This is a genomic window from Dyella sp. A6, assembly GCF_036320485.1.
Taxonomy (GTDB): domain Bacteria; phylum Pseudomonadota; class Gammaproteobacteria; order Xanthomonadales; family Rhodanobacteraceae; genus Rhodanobacter_A; species Rhodanobacter_A aluminiiresistens.
Genome location: NZ_CP132911.1, coordinates 1,499,325 through 1,516,413 on the forward strand (window position 1 = coordinate 1,499,325; position 17,089 = coordinate 1,516,413).

General features: G+C 64.7%; 16 protein-coding genes. 8 read left to right on the forward strand and 8 right to left on the reverse strand.

The window, feature by feature from the left end:
• Positions 1-36 precede the first annotated feature (36 nt).
• The 4 genes from surE to RA164_RS06525 are packed head-to-tail and all read left to right on the forward strand — an operon-like array spanning position 37 to position 3,087.
• Positions 37-825, forward strand: coding sequence for a 5'/3'-nucleotidase SurE (gene surE / locus RA164_RS06510; RefSeq protein ID WP_329743145.1), 789 nt, complete (start codon positions 37-39; stop codon positions 823-825).
• Between the two features lie 3 nt (positions 826-828).
• The gene (locus RA164_RS06515) at positions 829-1,527 is read left to right on the forward strand and encodes a protein-L-isoaspartate(D-aspartate) O-methyltransferase (protein WP_329743146.1); all 699 of its coding nucleotides are present in this window, start codon (positions 829-831) and stop codon (positions 1,525-1,527) included.
• Positions 1,527-2,135: a YqaA family protein gene (locus RA164_RS06520; protein WP_329743147.1), complete on the forward strand. Its 609-nt coding sequence runs from the start codon at positions 1,527-1,529 to the stop codon at positions 2,133-2,135. Before RA164_RS06515 ends, RA164_RS06520 begins: the two co-directional genes overlap by 1 nt.
• A gap of 43 nt (positions 2,136-2,178) precedes the next feature.
• Positions 2,179-3,087, forward strand: coding sequence for a peptidoglycan DD-metalloendopeptidase family protein (locus RA164_RS06525; protein WP_329743148.1), 909 nt, complete (start codon positions 2,179-2,181; stop codon positions 3,085-3,087).
• On the opposite strand, the gene RA164_RS06530 is transcribed toward RA164_RS06525, so the two are convergent.
• Together RA164_RS06530 and yhbY are read right to left on the reverse strand one after the other, a co-directional pair.
• Positions 3,088-3,465, reverse strand: a complete 378-nt coding sequence (locus RA164_RS06530) for an Mth938-like domain-containing protein (RefSeq protein ID WP_329743149.1) — start codon at positions 3,463-3,465, stop codon at positions 3,088-3,090.
• A gap of 13 nt (positions 3,466-3,478) precedes the next feature.
• Complete coding sequence (gene yhbY / locus RA164_RS06535) at positions 3,479-3,775, reverse strand: ribosome assembly RNA-binding protein YhbY (RefSeq protein ID WP_329743150.1); 297 nt, start codon at positions 3,773-3,775, stop codon at positions 3,479-3,481.
• A gap of 84 nt (positions 3,776-3,859) precedes the next feature.
• On the opposite strand from yhbY, the gene rlmE reads away from it, so the two are divergent.
• Both rlmE and ftsH read left to right on the forward strand, forming a co-directional pair.
• Entirely contained in the window at positions 3,860-4,510 is a 651-nt protein-coding gene (gene rlmE, locus RA164_RS06540) for a 23S rRNA (uridine(2552)-2'-O)-methyltransferase RlmE (RefSeq protein WP_329743151.1), read from the forward strand.
• Positions 4,507-6,447, forward strand: coding sequence for an ATP-dependent zinc metalloprotease FtsH (ftsH, locus tag RA164_RS06545; RefSeq protein ID WP_329743152.1), 1,941 nt, complete (start codon positions 4,507-4,509; stop codon positions 6,445-6,447). Before rlmE ends, ftsH begins: the two co-directional genes overlap by 4 nt.
• A 117-nt stretch (positions 6,448-6,564) precedes the next feature.
• On the opposite strand, the gene arsC is transcribed toward ftsH, so the two are convergent.
• From arsC to RA164_RS06565, 4 genes are read right to left on the reverse strand one after another with little or no spacing between them, the layout of a single operon-like run.
• The gene (arsC, locus tag RA164_RS06550) at positions 6,565-6,909 is read right to left on the reverse strand and encodes an arsenate reductase (glutaredoxin) (protein WP_329743153.1); all 345 of its coding nucleotides are present in this window, start codon (positions 6,907-6,909) and stop codon (positions 6,565-6,567) included.
• 19 nt (positions 6,910-6,928) lie between these two features.
• On the reverse strand, positions 6,929-8,272 hold the full coding sequence (locus tag RA164_RS06555; protein WP_329743154.1) for a pseudouridine synthase: 1,344 nt from the start codon (positions 8,270-8,272) through the stop codon (positions 6,929-6,931).
• The gene (gene scpB / locus RA164_RS06560; RefSeq protein WP_329743155.1) at positions 8,269-9,198 is read right to left on the reverse strand and encodes an SMC-Scp complex subunit ScpB; all 930 of its coding nucleotides are present in this window, start codon (positions 9,196-9,198) and stop codon (positions 8,269-8,271) included. Before scpB ends, RA164_RS06555 begins: the two co-directional genes overlap by 4 nt.
• A 36-nt stretch (positions 9,199-9,234) precedes the next feature.
• Complete coding sequence (locus tag RA164_RS06565) at positions 9,235-10,137, reverse strand: segregation and condensation protein A (RefSeq protein WP_412731072.1); 903 nt, start codon at positions 10,135-10,137, stop codon at positions 9,235-9,237.
• 767 nt (positions 10,138-10,904) lie between these two features.
• On the opposite strand from RA164_RS06565, the gene RA164_RS06570 reads away from it, so the two are divergent.
• Positions 10,905-11,270, forward strand: a complete 366-nt coding sequence (locus RA164_RS06570; protein ID WP_329743157.1) for a PilZ domain-containing protein — start codon at positions 10,905-10,907, stop codon at positions 11,268-11,270.
• Between the two features lie 70 nt (positions 11,271-11,340).
• Here RA164_RS06570 and RA164_RS06575 read toward each other — a convergent pair whose 3' ends face one another.
• A complete protein-coding gene (locus RA164_RS06575) occupies positions 11,341-13,029 on the reverse strand; it encodes an AMP-binding protein (RefSeq protein WP_329743158.1) in 1,689 nt (562 codons plus the stop codon).
• A gap of 190 nt (positions 13,030-13,219) precedes the next feature.
• The gene (gene acnA / locus RA164_RS06580; RefSeq protein WP_329743159.1) at positions 13,220-15,901 is read right to left on the reverse strand and encodes an aconitate hydratase AcnA; all 2,682 of its coding nucleotides are present in this window, start codon (positions 15,899-15,901) and stop codon (positions 13,220-13,222) included.
• A 255-nt stretch (positions 15,902-16,156) separates the two neighbouring features.
• Between acnA and RA164_RS06585 the strand changes: the two genes are divergently transcribed.
• Entirely contained in the window at positions 16,157-17,086 is a 930-nt protein-coding gene (locus RA164_RS06585) for a LysR family transcriptional regulator (protein ID WP_329743160.1), read from the forward strand.
• Positions 17,087-17,089 lie beyond the last annotated feature (3 nt).

The following is a 17,089-nucleotide window of genomic DNA, read 5'->3' on the forward strand; positions in this document are numbered from 1 at the left end:
TGGCGGTCGCACGCGGTAACGTTCTTACGGATCATCATGCGAGTTCTTGTCAGCAACGACGATGGCGTGGATGCAGTGGGCATTCGTGTACTCGCCGAACGTCTTGGTGCGGTCGGCGAGGTGACGGTAGTGGCCCCCGACCGGGACCGCTCCGGTGCCAGCAATTCCCTCACGCTCGATGCGCCCATCCGTGCTTCGCGCATGGACAATGGTTACTACCGGGTGGCCGGTACGCCGACCGACTGCGTGCACCTGGCACTATCCGGTCTGCTCGACAACGAGCCGGATATCGTCGTCTCGGGCATCAACAACAGCTCCAACCTCGGCGACGACGTGATCTATTCCGGCACGGTATCGGCCGCGATGGAAGGGCGTTTCCTGGGACTCCCGGCGATCGCGGTGTCGCTGGTCAGCGAGGATCACAAGGGCGTGCATTACGCATCGGCGGCGCAGGCCGTGCTGATGTTGATGCGCCGCCTGCTGGTCGACCCACTACCGGCGGATACCATTCTCAACGTCAATGTGCCGGACCGCCCCTGGGCAGATATCCACGGCTTCGAAGTAACGCGACTGGGACGGCGTCACCGCGCCGAGCCCTGCATCCGCCAGGTCGATCCGCGCGGCCGGCAGATATGGTGGATCGGACCGGCTGGCGATGTGGACGACGCGGGTCCGGGCACGGACTTCAACGCGGTGCAGCGCGGCTATGTCTCGGTAACGCCGATCCACGTCGACCTGACCCGCTTCCAGGCACTGGAGAAGGTCAGTAGCTGGATGGAGTCGCTGGTTGACGACGCGGCCGCGCCCGGTCACAAGGTGGCCTGAGCGATGAACGTGCATCCATTACCCGCATCGGCACTGAAGGGCGAGGGGGTCACGTCGCAGCGCGCCCGTGACCGGCTTGCCGAGCAGCTCAAGGAAAGCGGTATCCGCAATCCGCACGTGATCGATGTCATTCGCAATACGCCCCGCCATCACTTCATCGACCAGGCGCTGCATACGCGGGCCTACGAAAACACCGCGCTGCCGATCGGGCACGGCCAGACGATCTCGCAGCCATGGGTCGTGGCCCGCATGACAGAGGTGCTGCTGGAGCACTTCGAACAGCGCGGTGAAGCTGCGCCACAGAAGGTGCTGGAGATCGGCACCGGTTCGGGTTATCAGGCGGTGGTGCTGGCGGCGCTGGTGGGGCAGGTCTACACGGTGGAGCGGATCGAGGAACTGCTGCGCCAGGCGCGACGTCGTTTCCGCCAGCTGGGCCTGGCCGACATCCGCTCGCGCTATGACGACGGCAAGCTTGGCTGGAGCGACGAGGCCCCGTTCGACGCGATCATCCTGACCGCGGCCGGGGACGCGATTCCAAGCGCACTGCTGGATCAGCTCAGCCCCACCGGCGTACTGGTGGCACCGGTCGGTTCGCCCAGCAGCCAGGTGCTGCTGCGCATGCGTGGCGATGGCAGTGGCGATTTCGAACAGGAGGAACTCGGGCCTGTCAGCTTCGTGCCGCTGCTCGGCGGCATTGGCTGATGCGGCTGTTCGGGCGTCTTTACGCGCGAGTCCTGACCTGGGCGCGTCATCCACGCGCCGTGCATTACCTGTGTGGTCTGAGTTTCGTCGAGGCGTTCATTTTCCCAGTGATGCCGGAAGTGATGCTCGCGCCGATGATGCTGGGCAAGCGGCATCGCGCTTTTTTCTACGCCAACATCAGCCTGCTGTTTTCGCTGGGCGGCTCGCTGGTCGGTTATGCGCTGGGGCACTGGGCGTTCCAGGCACTGACTCCCGCACTGGATGCATTGCACTTGCTGGCGCCCATCGAGCATGGCGTGGAGTATCTGCGCGGACAGATGCACTTGCACTGGGTTGGCCTGATGCTGGTGCTGTTCCTGGCCGCGCTGCAGCCGGTCGTGCCGATGAAGTTCGTGACCTGGGCCGCGGGCATCGTTGGTGTGCCGGTCCTGCCGTTCCTGTTGTGCATCCTGCTCGGACGCGGCAAGCGTGTCTGGTTGCTGGCGCTGCTGGTCCGGCTGTTCGGCGAGCGTGCGGAACTGCTGCTGCACAAACACGTCGAAACAATCGGCTGGGCCGTGTTGGCGCTTCTGCTGGCGCTGGTTCTGTGGTGGTTTGGCTTACGATAGTGCACGAATGAAAACACGGACATCCCCCGGTATGCTGGCGCCCATGAATGGAGCGATTCGATGGTTGGCAGGGGTCGGCACGCTGTGCGTGCTGGCGGCCTGCAGCTCGGTAGTGGTGCAGCCCGCCGCGGGTGCACGCCGTACGTCGCAGGTGTCGCGCGACACTTCCCGACAGCACTCGGGCAGTTACCGCGTGGTCAGGGGCGACACGCTGTATTCGATCGCTTTCCGCAACGGGCTCGATTTTCGCGATCTCGCCCGTTGGAACGGTATCAGCGCGCCTTACACGATCTGGCCGGGGCAGGTGCTGCAGCTATCGCCCGGACACGGCACGGCGACTGCACGGCGCCCACCGGTACGGCATGCTGCTGCCTCCACTGCATCGCATGTTTCGTCCGGAGTCGGTTTCGAGACGGTGAAGCCTGCCGGACATTCCATAGCCGTAGCGGGTGAGGCCGCCAGTGGAGCGCGCATGCCGGCGCATGCCACTTCATCGGCCGTGCCGGCATCCAGCGGGTCTGCAGTGTCGCCGCCCGCGGCACCGGTGTCGGTGGCCTCGACGGGTGGCAGCCGCTCGGTCGGCGGGATCGTCTGGCACTGGCCGACCAGCGGTTCGGTGATCAAGGGATTCCAGAACAGCGATGCGATTCCGGGCATCGAGATCGCCGGCACGGCCGGTGAGCCGGTGCGTGCTGCGGCCGATGGTGTCGTGGTCTACAGCGGTAACGGCCTGGTGGGTTACGGCGAACTGATCATCATCAAGCACAACGACAGTTTCCTGTCCGCGTATGGCCACAACCGCGAGCGGCTGGTGACCGAGGGACAGCACGTGAAGGCTGGGCAGGTGATCGCCAGGATGGGGTCCAGCGGTACCTCGCGCGACGAGCTGGAGTTCCAGATCCGTCGGGACGGCAATCCGGTGGACCCGCTGGACTATCTGCCCAAGCGCTGATCAGGCTTCGGGCAGGATGAAGGCGGCAACGACATGTCGCCCTTCGCCGGCCAGCAGGTCATAGGTGCGCGCGGCTGCCGCGTTGTCCATCACCTCGATGCCGACACCCTTGCGCAGGAACCCGGCCATGAACGCCGCGGCCGGAAAGACCTGGCGGGAACCGGTGCCCAGGACGACCAGTTCCGGCTCCAGCGCCAGCAGTGCATCGACATGGCTGGCATCCAGCATGCCGGCATCGGTCACTGGCCAGTTCTCGACGGCCTGGCGCGGGGTCAGCAGGAAGCTGCCGGTAAGATCGCGGTCGACCACGGTAATAGCGTGCTCGCTCACGCGGCGCACGAACAGGATGTCGTCGGGACGTTCCAGCGAAAGATCCACGTGCGGATCCTCGTCAGCGCGGCAGGGCGAGTTTGGGCTCGTCCTCGTTGCGGCGGAACAGCACCAGGGTGTGGCCGATCTGCTGGACGTTCTCGGCGTGGGTGCCTTCGGCCAGGTAGGCAATTTGTGCTTCGCGTTCTTCCTTGTCGCCGCCGGACAGCTTCACCTTGACCAGCTCGTGATGACTCAAGGCGCCGTCGAGTTCCTTCAGCACGGCCTCCGTTGCGCCCTTGGCGCCCAGCAGGACCACCGGGCTGAGATCGTGCGCGAGGCTGCGAAGGTAGCGCCGCTGGGAAGGGGATAGGGCCATGCGTTCAGTCTCGGATTCGCGGTCGGTGGACTGCAAAGGGTATCATGGGCCCTTGTCCCCCGTATCTGTGGCCGTTGCCGACCCATGTCCCGCAGCAAAAGCAGTTCCCGCTGGCTGCGGGAGCATTTCGACGATGTCTATGTGAAGAAGGCGCAGGCCGAAGGCCTGCGTTCGCGTGCGGTATTCAAGCTGGAGGAGCTGCTCGAGCGCGACCGCCTGCTGAAACCCGGCATGCGGGTGGTGGATCTTGGCGCGGCCCCCGGGGGCTGGTCGCAGCTGGTGCGGCAGCAACTCGGCGACAGCGGTACGGTCGTGGCGCTGGACATCCTGCCGATGCAGGGTATTGCCGGGGTGGACTTCCTGCAGGGCGATTTCCGCGAGGAGAGCGTGCTGCGGGAGCTGGAAGCCCGGCTGGACGGACAGAAACTGGATCTTGTGCTGTCGGACATGGCCCCCAATATGAGTGGTGTGGCGCTGGCGGACCAGATCCGGGCAATGGATCTGGCCGAGCTGGCACTGGATTTTTCCCGGCAGTGGCTGAAGCCGGGCGGCGCTTTCCTGATCAAGTTGTTCCAGGGGGCGGGCTTCGACGATTACCTGCGCACCTTGCGCGCGGACTTCGCGCGCGTGACTATGCGTAAACCCAAGGCCTCCCGCGCGCGTTCGCGTGAGGTGTACGCGCTTGCTACGGGCCGAAAGGCTCCCGGCGGGCACAATGGCGAGAACCGCGCATGAACGAAACAGTCAAAACCTTGCTGCTCTGGGTGGTCATCGCGATCGTCCTGGTCATGGTGTTCCAGAGCTTCAACCCGCATGGCGCCGGCTCATCGGACCTGCCTTACAGCAGCTTTGTGCAGAGCGTGGACAACGGCAATGTGGCTACCGCCACGATCAGTGCCGAAAACCCCGCCACGATCAGCGGCAAGCTGAAGGACGGCAGCAGTTACCGTACCGTCGCTCCCGTGCTGGGCTTTTCCACCAACGGCGTGGTCAAGGACATGCAGAACAAGGGGGTCACGGTAAGCCAGGACTCCTCCAGCGGTTTCTCGCTGATCAACCTGCTGGTGAGCTGGCTGCCGATCATCCTGTTCGTCGGCATCATGATCTGGTTCATGCGCCAGATGCAGCAAGGCGGCGGTGGCCGTGGCGCGATGAGCTTCGGCCGTTCGCGTGCCAAGCTGCAGGGCGAAGACCAGATCAAGGTCAATTTCAGCGATGTGGCCGGTTGCGACGAGGCCAAGGAAGAAGTCGGCGAGCTGGTCGAGTTCCTGCGCGACCCGGGCAAGTTCCAGAAGCTCGGCGGCAAGATTCCGCGTGGCGTGCTGATGGTCGGCCCGCCCGGTACCGGCAAGACCCTGCTGGCCAAGGCCATTGCGGGTGAGGCGAAAGTGCCGTTCTTCTCCATTTCCGGTTCGGACTTCGTGGAAATGTTCGTGGGCGTGGGCGCCAGCCGCGTGCGCGACATGTTCGAACAGGCCAAGAAGCACGCCCCATGCATCATCTTCATCGACGAGATCGATGCCGTCGGCCGCCACCGTGGCGCCGGACTGGGCGGTGGTCATGACGAGCGCGAGCAGACCCTGAACCAGTTGCTGGTGGAGATGGACGGTTTCGAAGGCAGCGAGGGCATCATCGTCATTGCCGCGACCAACCGTCCGGACGTACTCGATCCCGCGCTGCTGCGCCCGGGTCGCTTCGACCGCCAGGTGACGGTCGGCCTGCCCGACGTGAAGGGCCGTGAACAGATCCTCAAGGTCCACCTGCGCAAGGTGCCGGTGTCCAGCGACGTCAATGCGATGAACATCGCGCGCGGTACGCCGGGCTTTTCGGGTGCCGACCTTGCCAACCTGGTCAACGAGGCGGCGCTGTTCGCCGCGCGCGAGAACGCGCGCGAAGTGCGCATGAGCCACCTGGAAAAGGCCAAGGACAAGATCCTGATGGGCAGCGAGCGTCGCTCGATGGCGATGAGCGAGGACGAGAAGAAGCTCACGGCCTATCACGAGGCGGGGCATGCGATCGTTGGTCGCCTAGTTCCCGAGCATGACCCGGTCTACAAGGTCACCATCATTCCGCGTGGCCGCGCACTCGGCGTGACCATGTACCTGCCCGAGGGCGACAAGTACAGCATGAACAAGGTGGCGATCGAGTCGCAGCTTTGCTCGCTGTATGGCGGGCGCGTGGCCGAGGAGCTGATCTTCGGTGCCGAAAAGGTAACCACGGGCGCTTCCAACGACATCGAGCGGGCCACCAAGATGGCGCGCAACATGGCGACCAAGTGGGGGCTTTCCGACAAACTTGGCCCAGTCACCTACGGCGAGGACGAGGACGAGGTATTCCTTGGACGTTCCGTGACCCAGCACAAGAATGTGTCCAACGAAACCGCGCGCAAGATCGACGAGGTGGTGCGCGAGATTCTCGACACGGCTTACGGCCGCACCCGCAAACTGCTGACGGACAACATCGACAAGCTGCATGTGATGGCGGACGCGTTGCTGCAGTACGAGACCATCGACGCGCGCCAGATCGACGAGATCATGGCCGGCAGCATGCCAGGGCCGCCGGACGACTGGAGCAAGTCGCCCACGACTGGCGGCAGCACGCCGCCGCCACCGCCGCCGCGTGGTGATGCGGGCGCCAAGGTCGGTGACCCGGCGACGCAGAGTCATCTCTGATCCGGCAGCACGGTCGATCAGCACAGAAAGCAAAAGGGCCACCTCGCGGTGGCCCTTTTGCTTGATACCCGATACAGATACGCGGGGCGATGGATGCCTCGCGCATTGCGCCGGCAGTCAGAGGATGGCGAGGATCGCCTCGGGCGGTCGTCCAATGACGGCACGTCCGTTCGCACAGACGATCGGGCGCTGGATCAGCTTCGGATGCGTCACCATGGCCGCGATCAGTGCATCGTCGTCGACAGCCGGATCACCGAGTCCCAGCGTCTTGTAGGCCTCTTCGCCGGTACGCAGCAACGATCGCGCGTCGATGTTCAGCAGATCGAGCAGTTTGCGGATCTGCCCGGCATCAAGCGGTGTGTCGAGGTAGTGGATCACCTCGAACGATGCGCCATGCTGCTCGAGCAGGGACAAGGCTGCCCGGGACTTGGAGCAGCGGTTGTTGTGGTAGATGCGGATCATCGCGTCAGGCACCGCTGTATCAGCGGTTACCCGAACGGTTGCCGCCACGCCCGCCGCCGCCGCCGTGCGGCCGTCCGCTGCCCTGTTTCTGCGGGCGCTTGCCGGCGGGGCGGCCGGCCGTATTCTGGCCGGGACGCTTGTTGTTGCTGTTGGCACGGTTGCCGCCAAAGCCGCCGCCGGCGCCGGCGCCGCGCTTGCCGAACGGCTTGTCGCCGCTGCCGCCACGATTGCCCTCACGGCTGTCGCCGGCGAACCAGGTGCGCACGGAAGGCAGTTCCTGGCCCGGTGCCACGCCACGCTTGTTCTTGCGCTTGCCGTTGCCCGGCGCGCGCTCGGGGCGGGCGATGTTGCCGTTGACTTCCTTGCCCGGGCGGCGCTGCTTCTGGCGGCCGCGTGCGGGTTCTTCCCGAATCCGGTCGAATGCACGCAGTTCACGCGCTTCGTCGTGATAGGCGCCGCTCCATGCCGCTGGTGCCTGGTCGCCCGGACGGTATTCGGTGACATTGCGGTTCGCGCGGCGCTGGTGCAGCACCGGGCTCAGCGTGAGCACGGGCTGCGCCGGGCCAAGGCCGCTGACCTGGCGCAACTGCTTCACGGCATCTTCGCCCAGCGATTCGCAGTCGCCCCGGCGCAGCATGCGCGGCAGTTCGATGTTGCCGTAACGGATGCGCTTGAGCCGGCTGACCAGATAGCCCTGCGAGTCCCACAGGCGACGGACTTCGCGGTTGCGACCTTCGCGGATCACGACACGGAACCAGCTGTGGCTGCCGCCGCGGCTGATCACGGCGATCTCGTCGAAACGGGCCGGACCATCTTCCAGCTCTACGCCGGCCTTGAGCTTCTCGATCACCTCGTCGGGCACTTCGCCGTGCACACGGCACAGGTATTCGCGCTCCAGACCGCTCTTGGGATGCATCAGGGCGTTGGCCAGTTCACCGTCGGTGGTCAGCAGAAGCAGGCCGGTCGTGTTGATGTCCAGTCGGCCCACGGCGACCCAGCGCGCGCCCTTGAGGCGCGGCAGCTGTTCGAACACGGTGGGACGGCCTTCCGGATCGTCACGGGTGGTCATCACGCCTTCGGGCTTATGGTAGATCAGCACCTCGGCGCTGTCCCGGCTGTCGGTGGCGACCACGAACTGCTTGCCGTCCACGACCACGCGGTCGCCGGCATGGACGCTTGCGCCGATGCCGGCGGGCGTACCGTTGAGTTCGACCTCGCCAGCCTGGATACGCTGTTCGAGCATACGGCGGGAGCCCAGTCCGGCATTGGCCAGCACCTTGTGCAGACGTTCTTCCAGGGGGGCGGTTTCTTCGTTGCGCACGGAGCGCTTGAGTGTCAGGACGGATTTCTGCGGCGCAGTCATGCGCGTTGCTCCTCGGTATCTTGCTCGGCGGTGCCGTTTCCGGCTTCCGCGCGATCCGCTGCCTCGGCGGCAGTGGGGGGGACGGATGGATGGACGTCGGCTGGGGCCAGTTCGCTGGCGGCTTCGGCGTCGTTGCTTGTTTCAATCGGCCCGGTGTCGACCTGGCTGGCGGTGACGGGGGCGTTGGTCGGTTGGTTATCGGTGTCGGCTTGCAGCAGAGCCTGCAGGTCGTCTGCACTGGCCTGGTCAGCATGGGGGGCCGATGGGCTGGTCGCGTCCGGTGCCGTTTCGCTATCGGCAGTATCGGTGGTGTCTGATTCGTCCGCATCGGGATCGATGGGCAGGTCCTTGATGACACGCGCAGGCAGGGGCGGCTGTTCCAGGCTGAGCTGGGGGTCTTCCATGTCGCGGATTTCCGACAGGGGCGGCAGCTCGTCCAGCGATTTCAAATTGAAGTAGTCCAGGAAAATGCGCGTAGTGCCGAACAGTGCCGGTCTGCCGGGTACGTCGCGGTGGCCGACCACGCGTATCCATTCGCGCTCTTCCAGCGTCTTGATGATGTTGGACGACACGACCACGCCGCGGATCTGCTCGATTTCCGGGCGGGTGATCGGCTGGCGGTAGGCGATCAGCGCCAGGGTTTCCAGCAGGGCACGCGAGTAGCGACTCGGGCGCTCGGTCCACATGCGCGATATCCACGGCTGCAGGTCTTGCCTGACCTGGTAGCGGAAACCGGAAGCGACCTCCCTGAGTTCGACGCCGCGGCCTTCGCATGCCTGGGCCAACTGCTCGAGCGCTCGTGCGATGTCATCGCGCGCCACGGCGTCCTCTTCGTTGAAAAGGTCGCCGAGCTGGGCCAGCGTCAGCGGCTGGCTGGCCGCCAGCAACGCCGCTTCGATAATCGGTTTGAGTTGCTCGATCTGCATGGCCTGTCGTGGATGCGGATACTCGGTGTGAATGGGCTATTCGCCGGCCGCTGCCGGCATGTCGTCTGCGCCTTCAAGCGCGTCTTCGCGGGTTTCGGCCCTTGCCCGGACGTAGATCGGTGCCAATGGCTCTTCCTGCACGATCTCCACCAGCATTTCCTTGGCCAGCTCCAGCATGGCGAGAAAGGTGACCACTACGCCGAGGCGTCCTTCGGTCACGTCGAACAATGTCTCGAAGCGACTGAAATGGCTGTTGTCCAGCCGGCTCAGCAGTTCGCCCATGCGCTGGCGCACGCTGAGTGCTTCGCGCTTGATCGCATGGTGGCCGAACAGTTCCGCGCGGCGCATCACGTCCTTCAGCGCCAGCAGCATTTCTTTCAGGTCCAGTGGTGGCGGCAGCTTGACCACGTTGCGCTCGCCGGTGTCCGCCTGCACGGCGACCGTGTCGCGTTCCAGCCGGGGCAGGGCATCGATGTCCTCGGCGGCCTTCTTGAAACGCTCATATTCCTGCAGCCGTCGTACCAGTTCGGCGCGGGGGTCATCCTCTTGGCCATCTTCCACCGGCGGCCTGGGCAGGAGCAGGCGCGACTTGATCTCGCCCAGAATCGCGGCCATCAGCAGGTATTCCGCCGCAAGCTCCAGCCGCATCACGTCCCGCATCATGTCGATATATTCCATGTATTGCCGGGTTATTTCGGCAATCGGAATATCCAGAATGTCCAGATTCTGTCGGCGGATCAGATAAAGCAGCAGATCCAGCGGTCCCTCGAATGCCTCCAGGATGACTTCCAGCGCATCCGGCGGAATGTACAGATCCTGCGGCATCTGCAAGACGGGTTCGCCACGCACGACCGCCAGCGGCATTTCCTGCTGCTGAGGGACAGGTGCGAAAACACCTTGCGGTTTTTCTACCAGCTGAGACTCTGGCTCAGTGCTCATCGATGCATGTCGTCGGGCCGCACGGTGCGGCAGGCAGTGCGTTCAACACACCCGGAACCTTCCCCCTGGTCGGTCGGGACTTTCAAAGGTCTTCGATTCCGCCTGCAAGGCCGTGCCTGATTGCGTTCCATGCGCAAAGACGGAGTTACGGCGGAGCAGCAGGATGAAGGCGTTGATTACGGCTTCGATCGGGCGGTCTGCCGCAATTTGCCTTTGTCCGGTCCGGGTTGGCAGTCCACGGTACGAGCACAAGGCTTCGCCACGCCTACACGTCGCGAGCGGTTCAAGCGGTCGGTACGGAATCGGTGGGTGCGGCGACTGCCGGCGTTTGTCGGGCAGGAGCGGCTCGCAAGTCCACCTGAAAACGAAGGGTAACGGCTGTTTGTCGGCAAGTCCAGCAGGACGCATCGCAAATTGGGGTGAGCTTCAGCTGCGCCGCTATCCAAACAGGGCGGATGCACCAAGATTGGTGGATGATGCCAGGTCGATCGATCGGACTGCGGCAGCATGTGCCCAGAAAGGTCGGTTACAGGCGAATGACGGCCGCAGGTGCCTGAAAGTCTGTCGGATACGGCTTTCTGTGACGTGGCACACCCTTTGCATATCGGTGCTTGCAAGCGCTGATATATATATACGAAGCGCTCAGGGTGTCGGTGACGCGCGTGGTCGGCCTGAGTTGCATTGACTCTTGCCAAGGCCCGCCGAGCCGGGAAAATACCAGGAGTGCCGCATCGGACTGCGGTACGGGTGGAATTGAGGGTACGAGCATGATCGATGACGATGCCAAGGGTCGTTCCAGTACGGAGCAGCTGCGGCCTGCGCGCATGCGCATTCAGACAACAGTTTTGATGAGTCACGGCAACGAGTCGCATCCGACCGAGCTGGTGGATATATCGGCGACGGGTGTGCTCCTGCGTCGCCCGTTGGGCTGGAACGGCAAGCCGGGGCAGAGCTGGGTGCTCGACATGATTTTCGGCAACGATCTGCATATCCATCTGGAAGCCGAGGTCGCGCGGGTTTCCACGCATCACATCGGCTTTGCCTATACACGGATTCCCGAGGACAAGCAGGTGCCGCTTTGGAATCTGCTGGGCGGCTATGCCGACATTCTGGAGATGTGGCAGGACGAGTGATTTCCCCGGGTTCGCCCATAAGCAAACGCCCGCATCCGCGGGCGTTTGCTTATGGGCTGTGCGGCATGGTTCAGGCGCTGGCCGAAACCTTCGTTTCGTCGCGCAATTCGCGGCGGAGAATCTTGCCGACATTGCTCTTGGGCAGGGTGTCGCGGAACTCGATGATCCTGGGGCGCTTGTAGCCGGTCAGGTTGTCGTGGCAGTACTGCTTGAGCGCCTCTGCTGTGAGGCTGGCGTCCTTGCGCACCACGAACAGTTTCACGACTTCGCCGGAATGCTCGTCAGGCGCGCCGACAGCGGCGACTTCCAGTACCCCGGGGTGCTGCATCACCACGTCTTCGACCTCATTCGGGTAGACGTTGAAGCCGGACACCAGAATCATGTCCTTCTTGCGGTCGACGATATAGAAGTAGCCGTTGGCGTCCATCCTGGCCACGTCGCCGGTATGTAGCCAGCCGCTGTCGTCGAGCACCTTGGCGGTTTCCTCGGGGCGCTGCCAGTAACCCTTCATGACCTGCGGGCCGTGGATCATCAACTCGCCGACCTCGCCCATCGGCAGCGGCTTGTTGTCCTCGGACCAGATCGCGGCATCGGTCGACGGGATGGGCAGGCCGATCGAACCGCTGTAGGCCTTGAGGTCCAGCGGGTTGATGCAGGCGGCGGGCGAGGTTTCCGTGAGGCCGTAGGCTTCCACCAGGGTGCATCCGGTGACCTGCTTCCAGCGCTCGGCCACGGCACGCTGCACGGCCATGCCGCCGCCCAGGGTCAAGTGCAGGCGCGAGAAGTCCAGTTCGGCGAATCCGGGCGTGTTCAGCAGGCCGTTGAACAGGGTATTGACACCGGTCAGCGCAGTGAAGTGGGACTTCTTCAGTTCCTCGACAAAGGCCGGCATGTCGCGGGGGTTGGTGATCAGCCAGTTCAGTCCGCCCAGGCGCATGAAGACCAGGCCGTTCGCGGTCAGCGAGAAGATGTGGTACAGCGGCAAGGCGGTGATGATGACTTCCTCGCCTTCCTTTGCGTTCGTGCCGATCCAGGAGCCGGCCTGCAGCATGTTGGCGACCATGTTGCCGTGGCTGAGCATCGCGCCCTTGGCCACGCCGGTGGTGCCGCCGGTGTACTGCAGGAAGGCCAGGTCGTCGTGGCCCAGCTCGACTTTGGGCATGGAGTGTGCGGAGCCCTGTGCCAGCGCATCGCGGAAGCGCACCGCCTGCGGGAGGTCGTAGGCGGGCACCATCTTCTTGACGTGCTTGAGCGCGAAGTTGATCAGCGCACCCTTGGCGAAGCCGAGCAGGTCGCCGATGCCGGTCGTGACCACATGGGCCACGTCTGTTTCCGCGATGACCTGCTGAAGCGTGTGCGCGAAGTTGTCCAGCACCACGATGGCCTTGGCGCCTGCATCCCGCAGTTGGTGGCGCAGCTCGCGGGCGGTGTACATCGGGTTGGTGTTGACCACGACCAGGCCCGCGCGCAGGGCGCCGAACAGGGCGATCGGGTACTGCAGGACGTTGGGCATCATGATCGCGATGCGATCGCCCTTGGTGAGCTTGAGCTCGCCAGTCAGGTAGCCGGCGAACTGGCGGCTCATCGCATCGACTTCGGCGTAGCTGAGCTCTTTGCCGAAGCTGTGGAATGCGGGCCGTTCACCGAAACGTCCGAAGGCTTCATCGAGGACCGCGACGACCGAGGCGTAGGCATTGATGTCGATCTCTGCGGGTACGCCATCCGGATAGTGATCCAGCCACGGACGTTCGTTGCTCATTGTGTTCCCTGTGTGCGAAGAATGAAGCGTCTTGTCGATGCATCGCCGCATTGGAGCATACGCCGGCGTATAGCGGCAAGCCGCAGTGCGGCGTACGAATGGCGGGATATGGGGCTGACGAAAGGCACAAAAAAAGCCGCCCCGGCATGCGGGGCGGCTTGGTTGCGAGCTAGGCTCGCCGTCGCTCCGGTCAGGCGGCCTTCTTGCTGGCCAGCTGACGCAGCACGTACTGCAGGATACCGCCGTGACGGAAGAACTCGCGTTCCTTCGGCGTCAGCAGCATCACGTTGACCTTGAAGGTCTTGCTGCTGCCGTCGGCAGCGGTGGCGACCACCGTCGCCTCCTTCGCATTGCCGTCTTCCAGACCGGTGATGTCGAAGGTTTCCTTGCCGGTGAGGCCCAGCGACTGTGCGTTCTCGCCGTTCTGGAAGGTGCACGGCAGCACGCCCATGCCGACCAGGTTGGAACGGTGGATGCGCTCGAAGCTCTCCGCGATCACCGCCTTCACGCCCAGCAGCAGGGTGCCCTTGGCTGCCCAGTCGCGCGACGAGCCGGTGCCGTATTCCTTGCCGGCCAGCACGATCAGCGGCGTCTTCTCTTCCTTGTACTTCATCGCGGCGTCATAGATGGCCATCTGCTCGCCCGACGGCACGTGCAGGGTGTAGCCGCCCTCGACACCGTCCAGCATCAGGTTCTTGATGCGGATGTTGGCGAAGGTGCCGCGCACCATCACGTCGTCGTTGCCGCGGCGCGAACCATAGGAGTTGAAGTCCTTCGGGTCGACGCCCTTGGCGATCAGGAAGCGGCCCGCCGGGCTGTCCTTCTTGATCGAGCCGGCCGGCGAGATGTGGTCGGTGGTGATCGAGTCGCCGAACAGGCCCAGGGCGCGGGCGCCGTGGACGTCCTCGACGCGACCCAGTTCCATCGTCATGCCGTCGAAGTAGGGCGGGTTCTTGATGTAGGTCGAGTCGTCCCACTGGTAGACCGCGCCATCGGGCGAGGCGATCTGGTTCCAGCGGCTGTCGCCCTTGAACACGTCCGCGTAGCTCTGCTCGAACATGGCCGGGTTGATCGCGCCGGCGATGGTGTCGGAAATTTCCTTGTTGGTCGGCCAGATGTCCTTGAGGAACACGTCCTTGCCGTCTGCATCCTGGCCGATCGGCTCCTTGGTCAGGTCGATGTCGAGCGTGCCGGCCAGCGCGTAGGCGACCACCAGCGGCGGCGAGGCCAGGTAGTTCATCTTCACTTCCGGATGCACGCGGCCTTCGAAGTTGCGGTTGCCGGACAGCACCGAGGCCACGGCCAGATCGCCTTCGCCGATGCCCTTGCTGATCTCGGCGGGCAGCGGGCCGGAATTGCCGATGCAGGTGGTGCAGCCGTAGCCGACGATGTAGAAGCCGACCTTCTCGAGTTCCTTCAGCAGGCCGGTCTGCTCGAGGTAGTCGGTGACCACCTTGGAGCCCGGCCCGATCGAGGTCTTCACCCAGGGCTTGGCCTTCAGGCCCTTAGCGGCGGCCTTCTTCGCGACCAGGCCGGCACCCAGCATTACCGCCGGATTGGAGGTGTTGGTGCAGGAGGTGATTGCGGCGATCACCACGGAGCCGTCCTTCAGGTCGAAGTCCTGGCCGTCCCGGCTGACCGGGGCCGAACCGTTGCCGCTGGCCTTGCGGTTGGCGGTCAGGCCGCCAACCACGTCATGGAAGCTCTTCTGCACGCCTTCGAGCAGCACGCGGTCCTGCGGGCGCTTCGGGCCGGCCAGCGAGGGCTTCACGTCGGCCAGGTCGAGTTCCAGTGTGGTGGTGAAGGTCGGCTCGACGGCGTTTTCGTCGTGCCACATGCCCTGTGCCCTGGCATAGGCCTCGACCAGCGCGATCTGCTCGTCGCTGCGGCCCGACAGGTGCAGGTAGTTCAACGCTTCCTGGTCGACCGGGAAGATGCCGCAGGTGGCGCCGTACTCGGGGGCCATGTTGGCGATGGTGGCACGGTCGGCCAGCGCGAGGTGCTTCAGGCCGGGGCCGAAGAATTCGACGAACTTGCCTACCACGCCCAGCTTGCGCAGCATCTGGGTGACGGTCAGCACCAGGTCGGTGGCGGTGACGCCCTCGGGCAGCTTGCCGGTGAGCTTGAAGCCGACCACCTGCGGAATCAGCATCGACGAAGGCTGGCCCAGCATGGCGGCCTCGGCCTCGATACCGCCCACACCCCAGCCCAGCACGCCGATGCCGTTGATCATGGTGGTGTGCGAGTCGGTGCCGAACACGGTGTCCGGGTAGGCCCAGCGCGTGCCGTCCTCATCCTTGGTGAACACTACGCGCGCCAGGTGCTCCAGGTTCACCTGGTGCACGATGCCGGTACGCGGCGGCACGACCTTGAAGTTGTTGAACGCCTTCTGGCCCCAGCGCAGGAAGCTGTAACGCTCCTGGTTGCGGTGGAATTCGATTTCGACGTTCTTTTCCAGCGCGTTTTCCGAGCCGAACACGTCGACCTGCACCGAGTGGTCGATGACCAGTTCGGCGGGCGCCAGCGGGTTGATCTGGGTGGCTTCGCCGCCGAGCTTGACCACGGCGTCGCGCATCGCGGCCAGGTCGACCACGCAGGGCACGCCGGTGAAGTCCTGCAGCACGACGCGGGCCGGCATGAAGGCGATCTCGGTGTCCGGCTCCTTCTTCGCGTCCCACTGGGCCACCGCCTCGATTTCCTTCGAGGTGACGTTCACGCCGTCCTCGTGGCGGAGCAGGTTCTCCAGCAGGATCTTCATCGAGTAGGGCAGGCGCTTGATGTCGAAACGCTCGCCCAGCTTGGCCAGGCTGGCGAAGGTGTACTTCGTGCCATTGGCCTCGAACGAGTCGCGTACCGAGAATGAATCTTTCATGGAAAACTCCTGGCTGGATCCTGCGGCTGGGAATGGGGGGCGGTGGCGACACGTTGCCGCCGTGTCGGACCTGAAAAGACCGCAATTATCGCGCAAACGCAGCGCCGCCGTTAAGTATCGGGCCACGATCCGGCCCGGCCATGCTTCGGCGACGTGGACGTCCGGGGCAGCTAGACTGCGTCATCGCGGTGACGTGCGGTGGGTCGCCGCCTAGGATGAAACCCCTGGCCCTCGCGCACAAACGCTTTTGATGACATGCAGCATTCGATGATTTCGTTGAACCTGGCGGCCGTCTCGCTGCGCGACCTCGCGTTGGTGCAGGCGGTGCACCGTCACGGCAGCTTCAACAGTGCGGCGCGGGCCATGCATATCAGTCCGTCGGGGCTGTCGCACCAGGTGCAGAAAGTGGAGCAGGCGCTGGGTGCGCCGCTGTTCGAACGAGGCGGCCGCAGGGTCGTGCCCACGGCTGGCGGCCGGCATCTGCTGCAGCGGATCGACGCGGTGCTGGAGGCGGCCGAGCACCTGCAGCAGGCCGCACGCGCAGGTGCCGTGGCGTTCGGTGGCGAGCTGCGGCTGGGCGTGCCGGCTTCGCTGGGGCCTTACCTGCTGCCGCACCTGATCGCCCCGTTCCCACAGCATTTTCCGGGGGCGCGGCTGAGCCTGTCCGAAGGCAAGCCGAAGGGTCTGTTGCGGCGGTTGCACGAAGGCGAGCTGGATGCCGTGCTGGCGCCGCCGTCGCCGACGCCCAGCGGGATCGTGGTGCGGCCGCTGTTCTTCGAGCCGTGGGAGGTCATGCTGCGCGCCGATCACCCGCTGTCCGGGCGGCGCACGGTGGCGCCGGAGCAGCTCGACAGTGGTGACGCCACCCTGATGTCCGAAAGCCATGCCGAAGGGCTGCCCGGTGAGGGTGCCGAACACGGCCACGTGCAGGACGTCAGCCTGGAAAGTCTGGCCGCGCTGGTGGTTCTGAGGGGCGGATATGCCCTGGTGCCGGCGCTTGCTCATGACCGGCTGGCTTCGATCCCGGATGTAGTCCTGTCCCGCCTGAAAGGACAGATGCAGGGGCGCGAGATCGATCTCTACTGGCGCGAGGCGATGCCATGGCGGCGCGATCTGTCGGCCTTCGGCGACCTGCTGGTGACCCTCGCAGGGCGTCTGACCGGCTTGCGCAAGCTGCCTGGCTGAAAG

Coding starts and splice junctions, on each gene's coding strand:
- surE (WP_329743145.1), top strand. CDS start 37: ATGCGAGTTCTTGTCAGCAACGACGATGGCGTGGATGCAGTGGGCATT.
- RA164_RS06515 (WP_329743146.1), top strand. CDS start 829: ATGAACGTGCATCCATTACCCGCATCGGCACTGAAGGGCGAGGGGGTC.
- RA164_RS06520 (WP_329743147.1), top strand. CDS start 1,527: ATGCGGCTGTTCGGGCGTCTTTACGCGCGAGTCCTGACCTGGGCGCGT.
- RA164_RS06525 (WP_329743148.1), top strand. CDS start 2,179: ATGAATGGAGCGATTCGATGGTTGGCAGGGGTCGGCACGCTGTGCGTG.
- yhbY (WP_329743150.1), bottom strand. CDS start 3,775: ATGGCCCTATCCCCTTCCCAGCGGCGCTACCTTCGCAGCCTCGCGCAC.
- rlmE (WP_329743151.1), top strand. CDS start 3,860: ATGTCCCGCAGCAAAAGCAGTTCCCGCTGGCTGCGGGAGCATTTCGAC.
- ftsH (WP_329743152.1), top strand. CDS start 4,507: ATGAACGAAACAGTCAAAACCTTGCTGCTCTGGGTGGTCATCGCGATC.
- arsC (WP_329743153.1), bottom strand. CDS start 6,909: ATGATCCGCATCTACCACAACAACCGCTGCTCCAAGTCCCGGGCAGCC.
- RA164_RS06555 (WP_329743154.1), bottom strand. CDS start 8,272: ATGACTGCGCCGCAGAAATCCGTCCTGACACTCAAGCGCTCCGTGCGC.
- scpB (WP_329743155.1), bottom strand. CDS start 9,198: ATGCAGATCGAGCAACTCAAACCGATTATCGAAGCGGCGTTGCTGGCG.
- RA164_RS06565 (WP_412731072.1), bottom strand. CDS start 10,137: ATGAGCACTGAGCCAGAGTCTCAGCTGGTAGAAAAACCGCAAGGTGTT.
- RA164_RS06570 (WP_329743157.1), top strand. CDS start 10,905: ATGATCGATGACGATGCCAAGGGTCGTTCCAGTACGGAGCAGCTGCGG.
- RA164_RS06575 (WP_329743158.1), bottom strand. CDS start 13,029: ATGAGCAACGAACGTCCGTGGCTGGATCACTATCCGGATGGCGTACCC.
- acnA (WP_329743159.1), bottom strand. CDS start 15,901: ATGAAAGATTCATTCTCGGTACGCGACTCGTTCGAGGCCAATGGCACG.
- RA164_RS06585 (WP_329743160.1), top strand. CDS start 16,157: ATGCAGCATTCGATGATTTCGTTGAACCTGGCGGCCGTCTCGCTGCGC.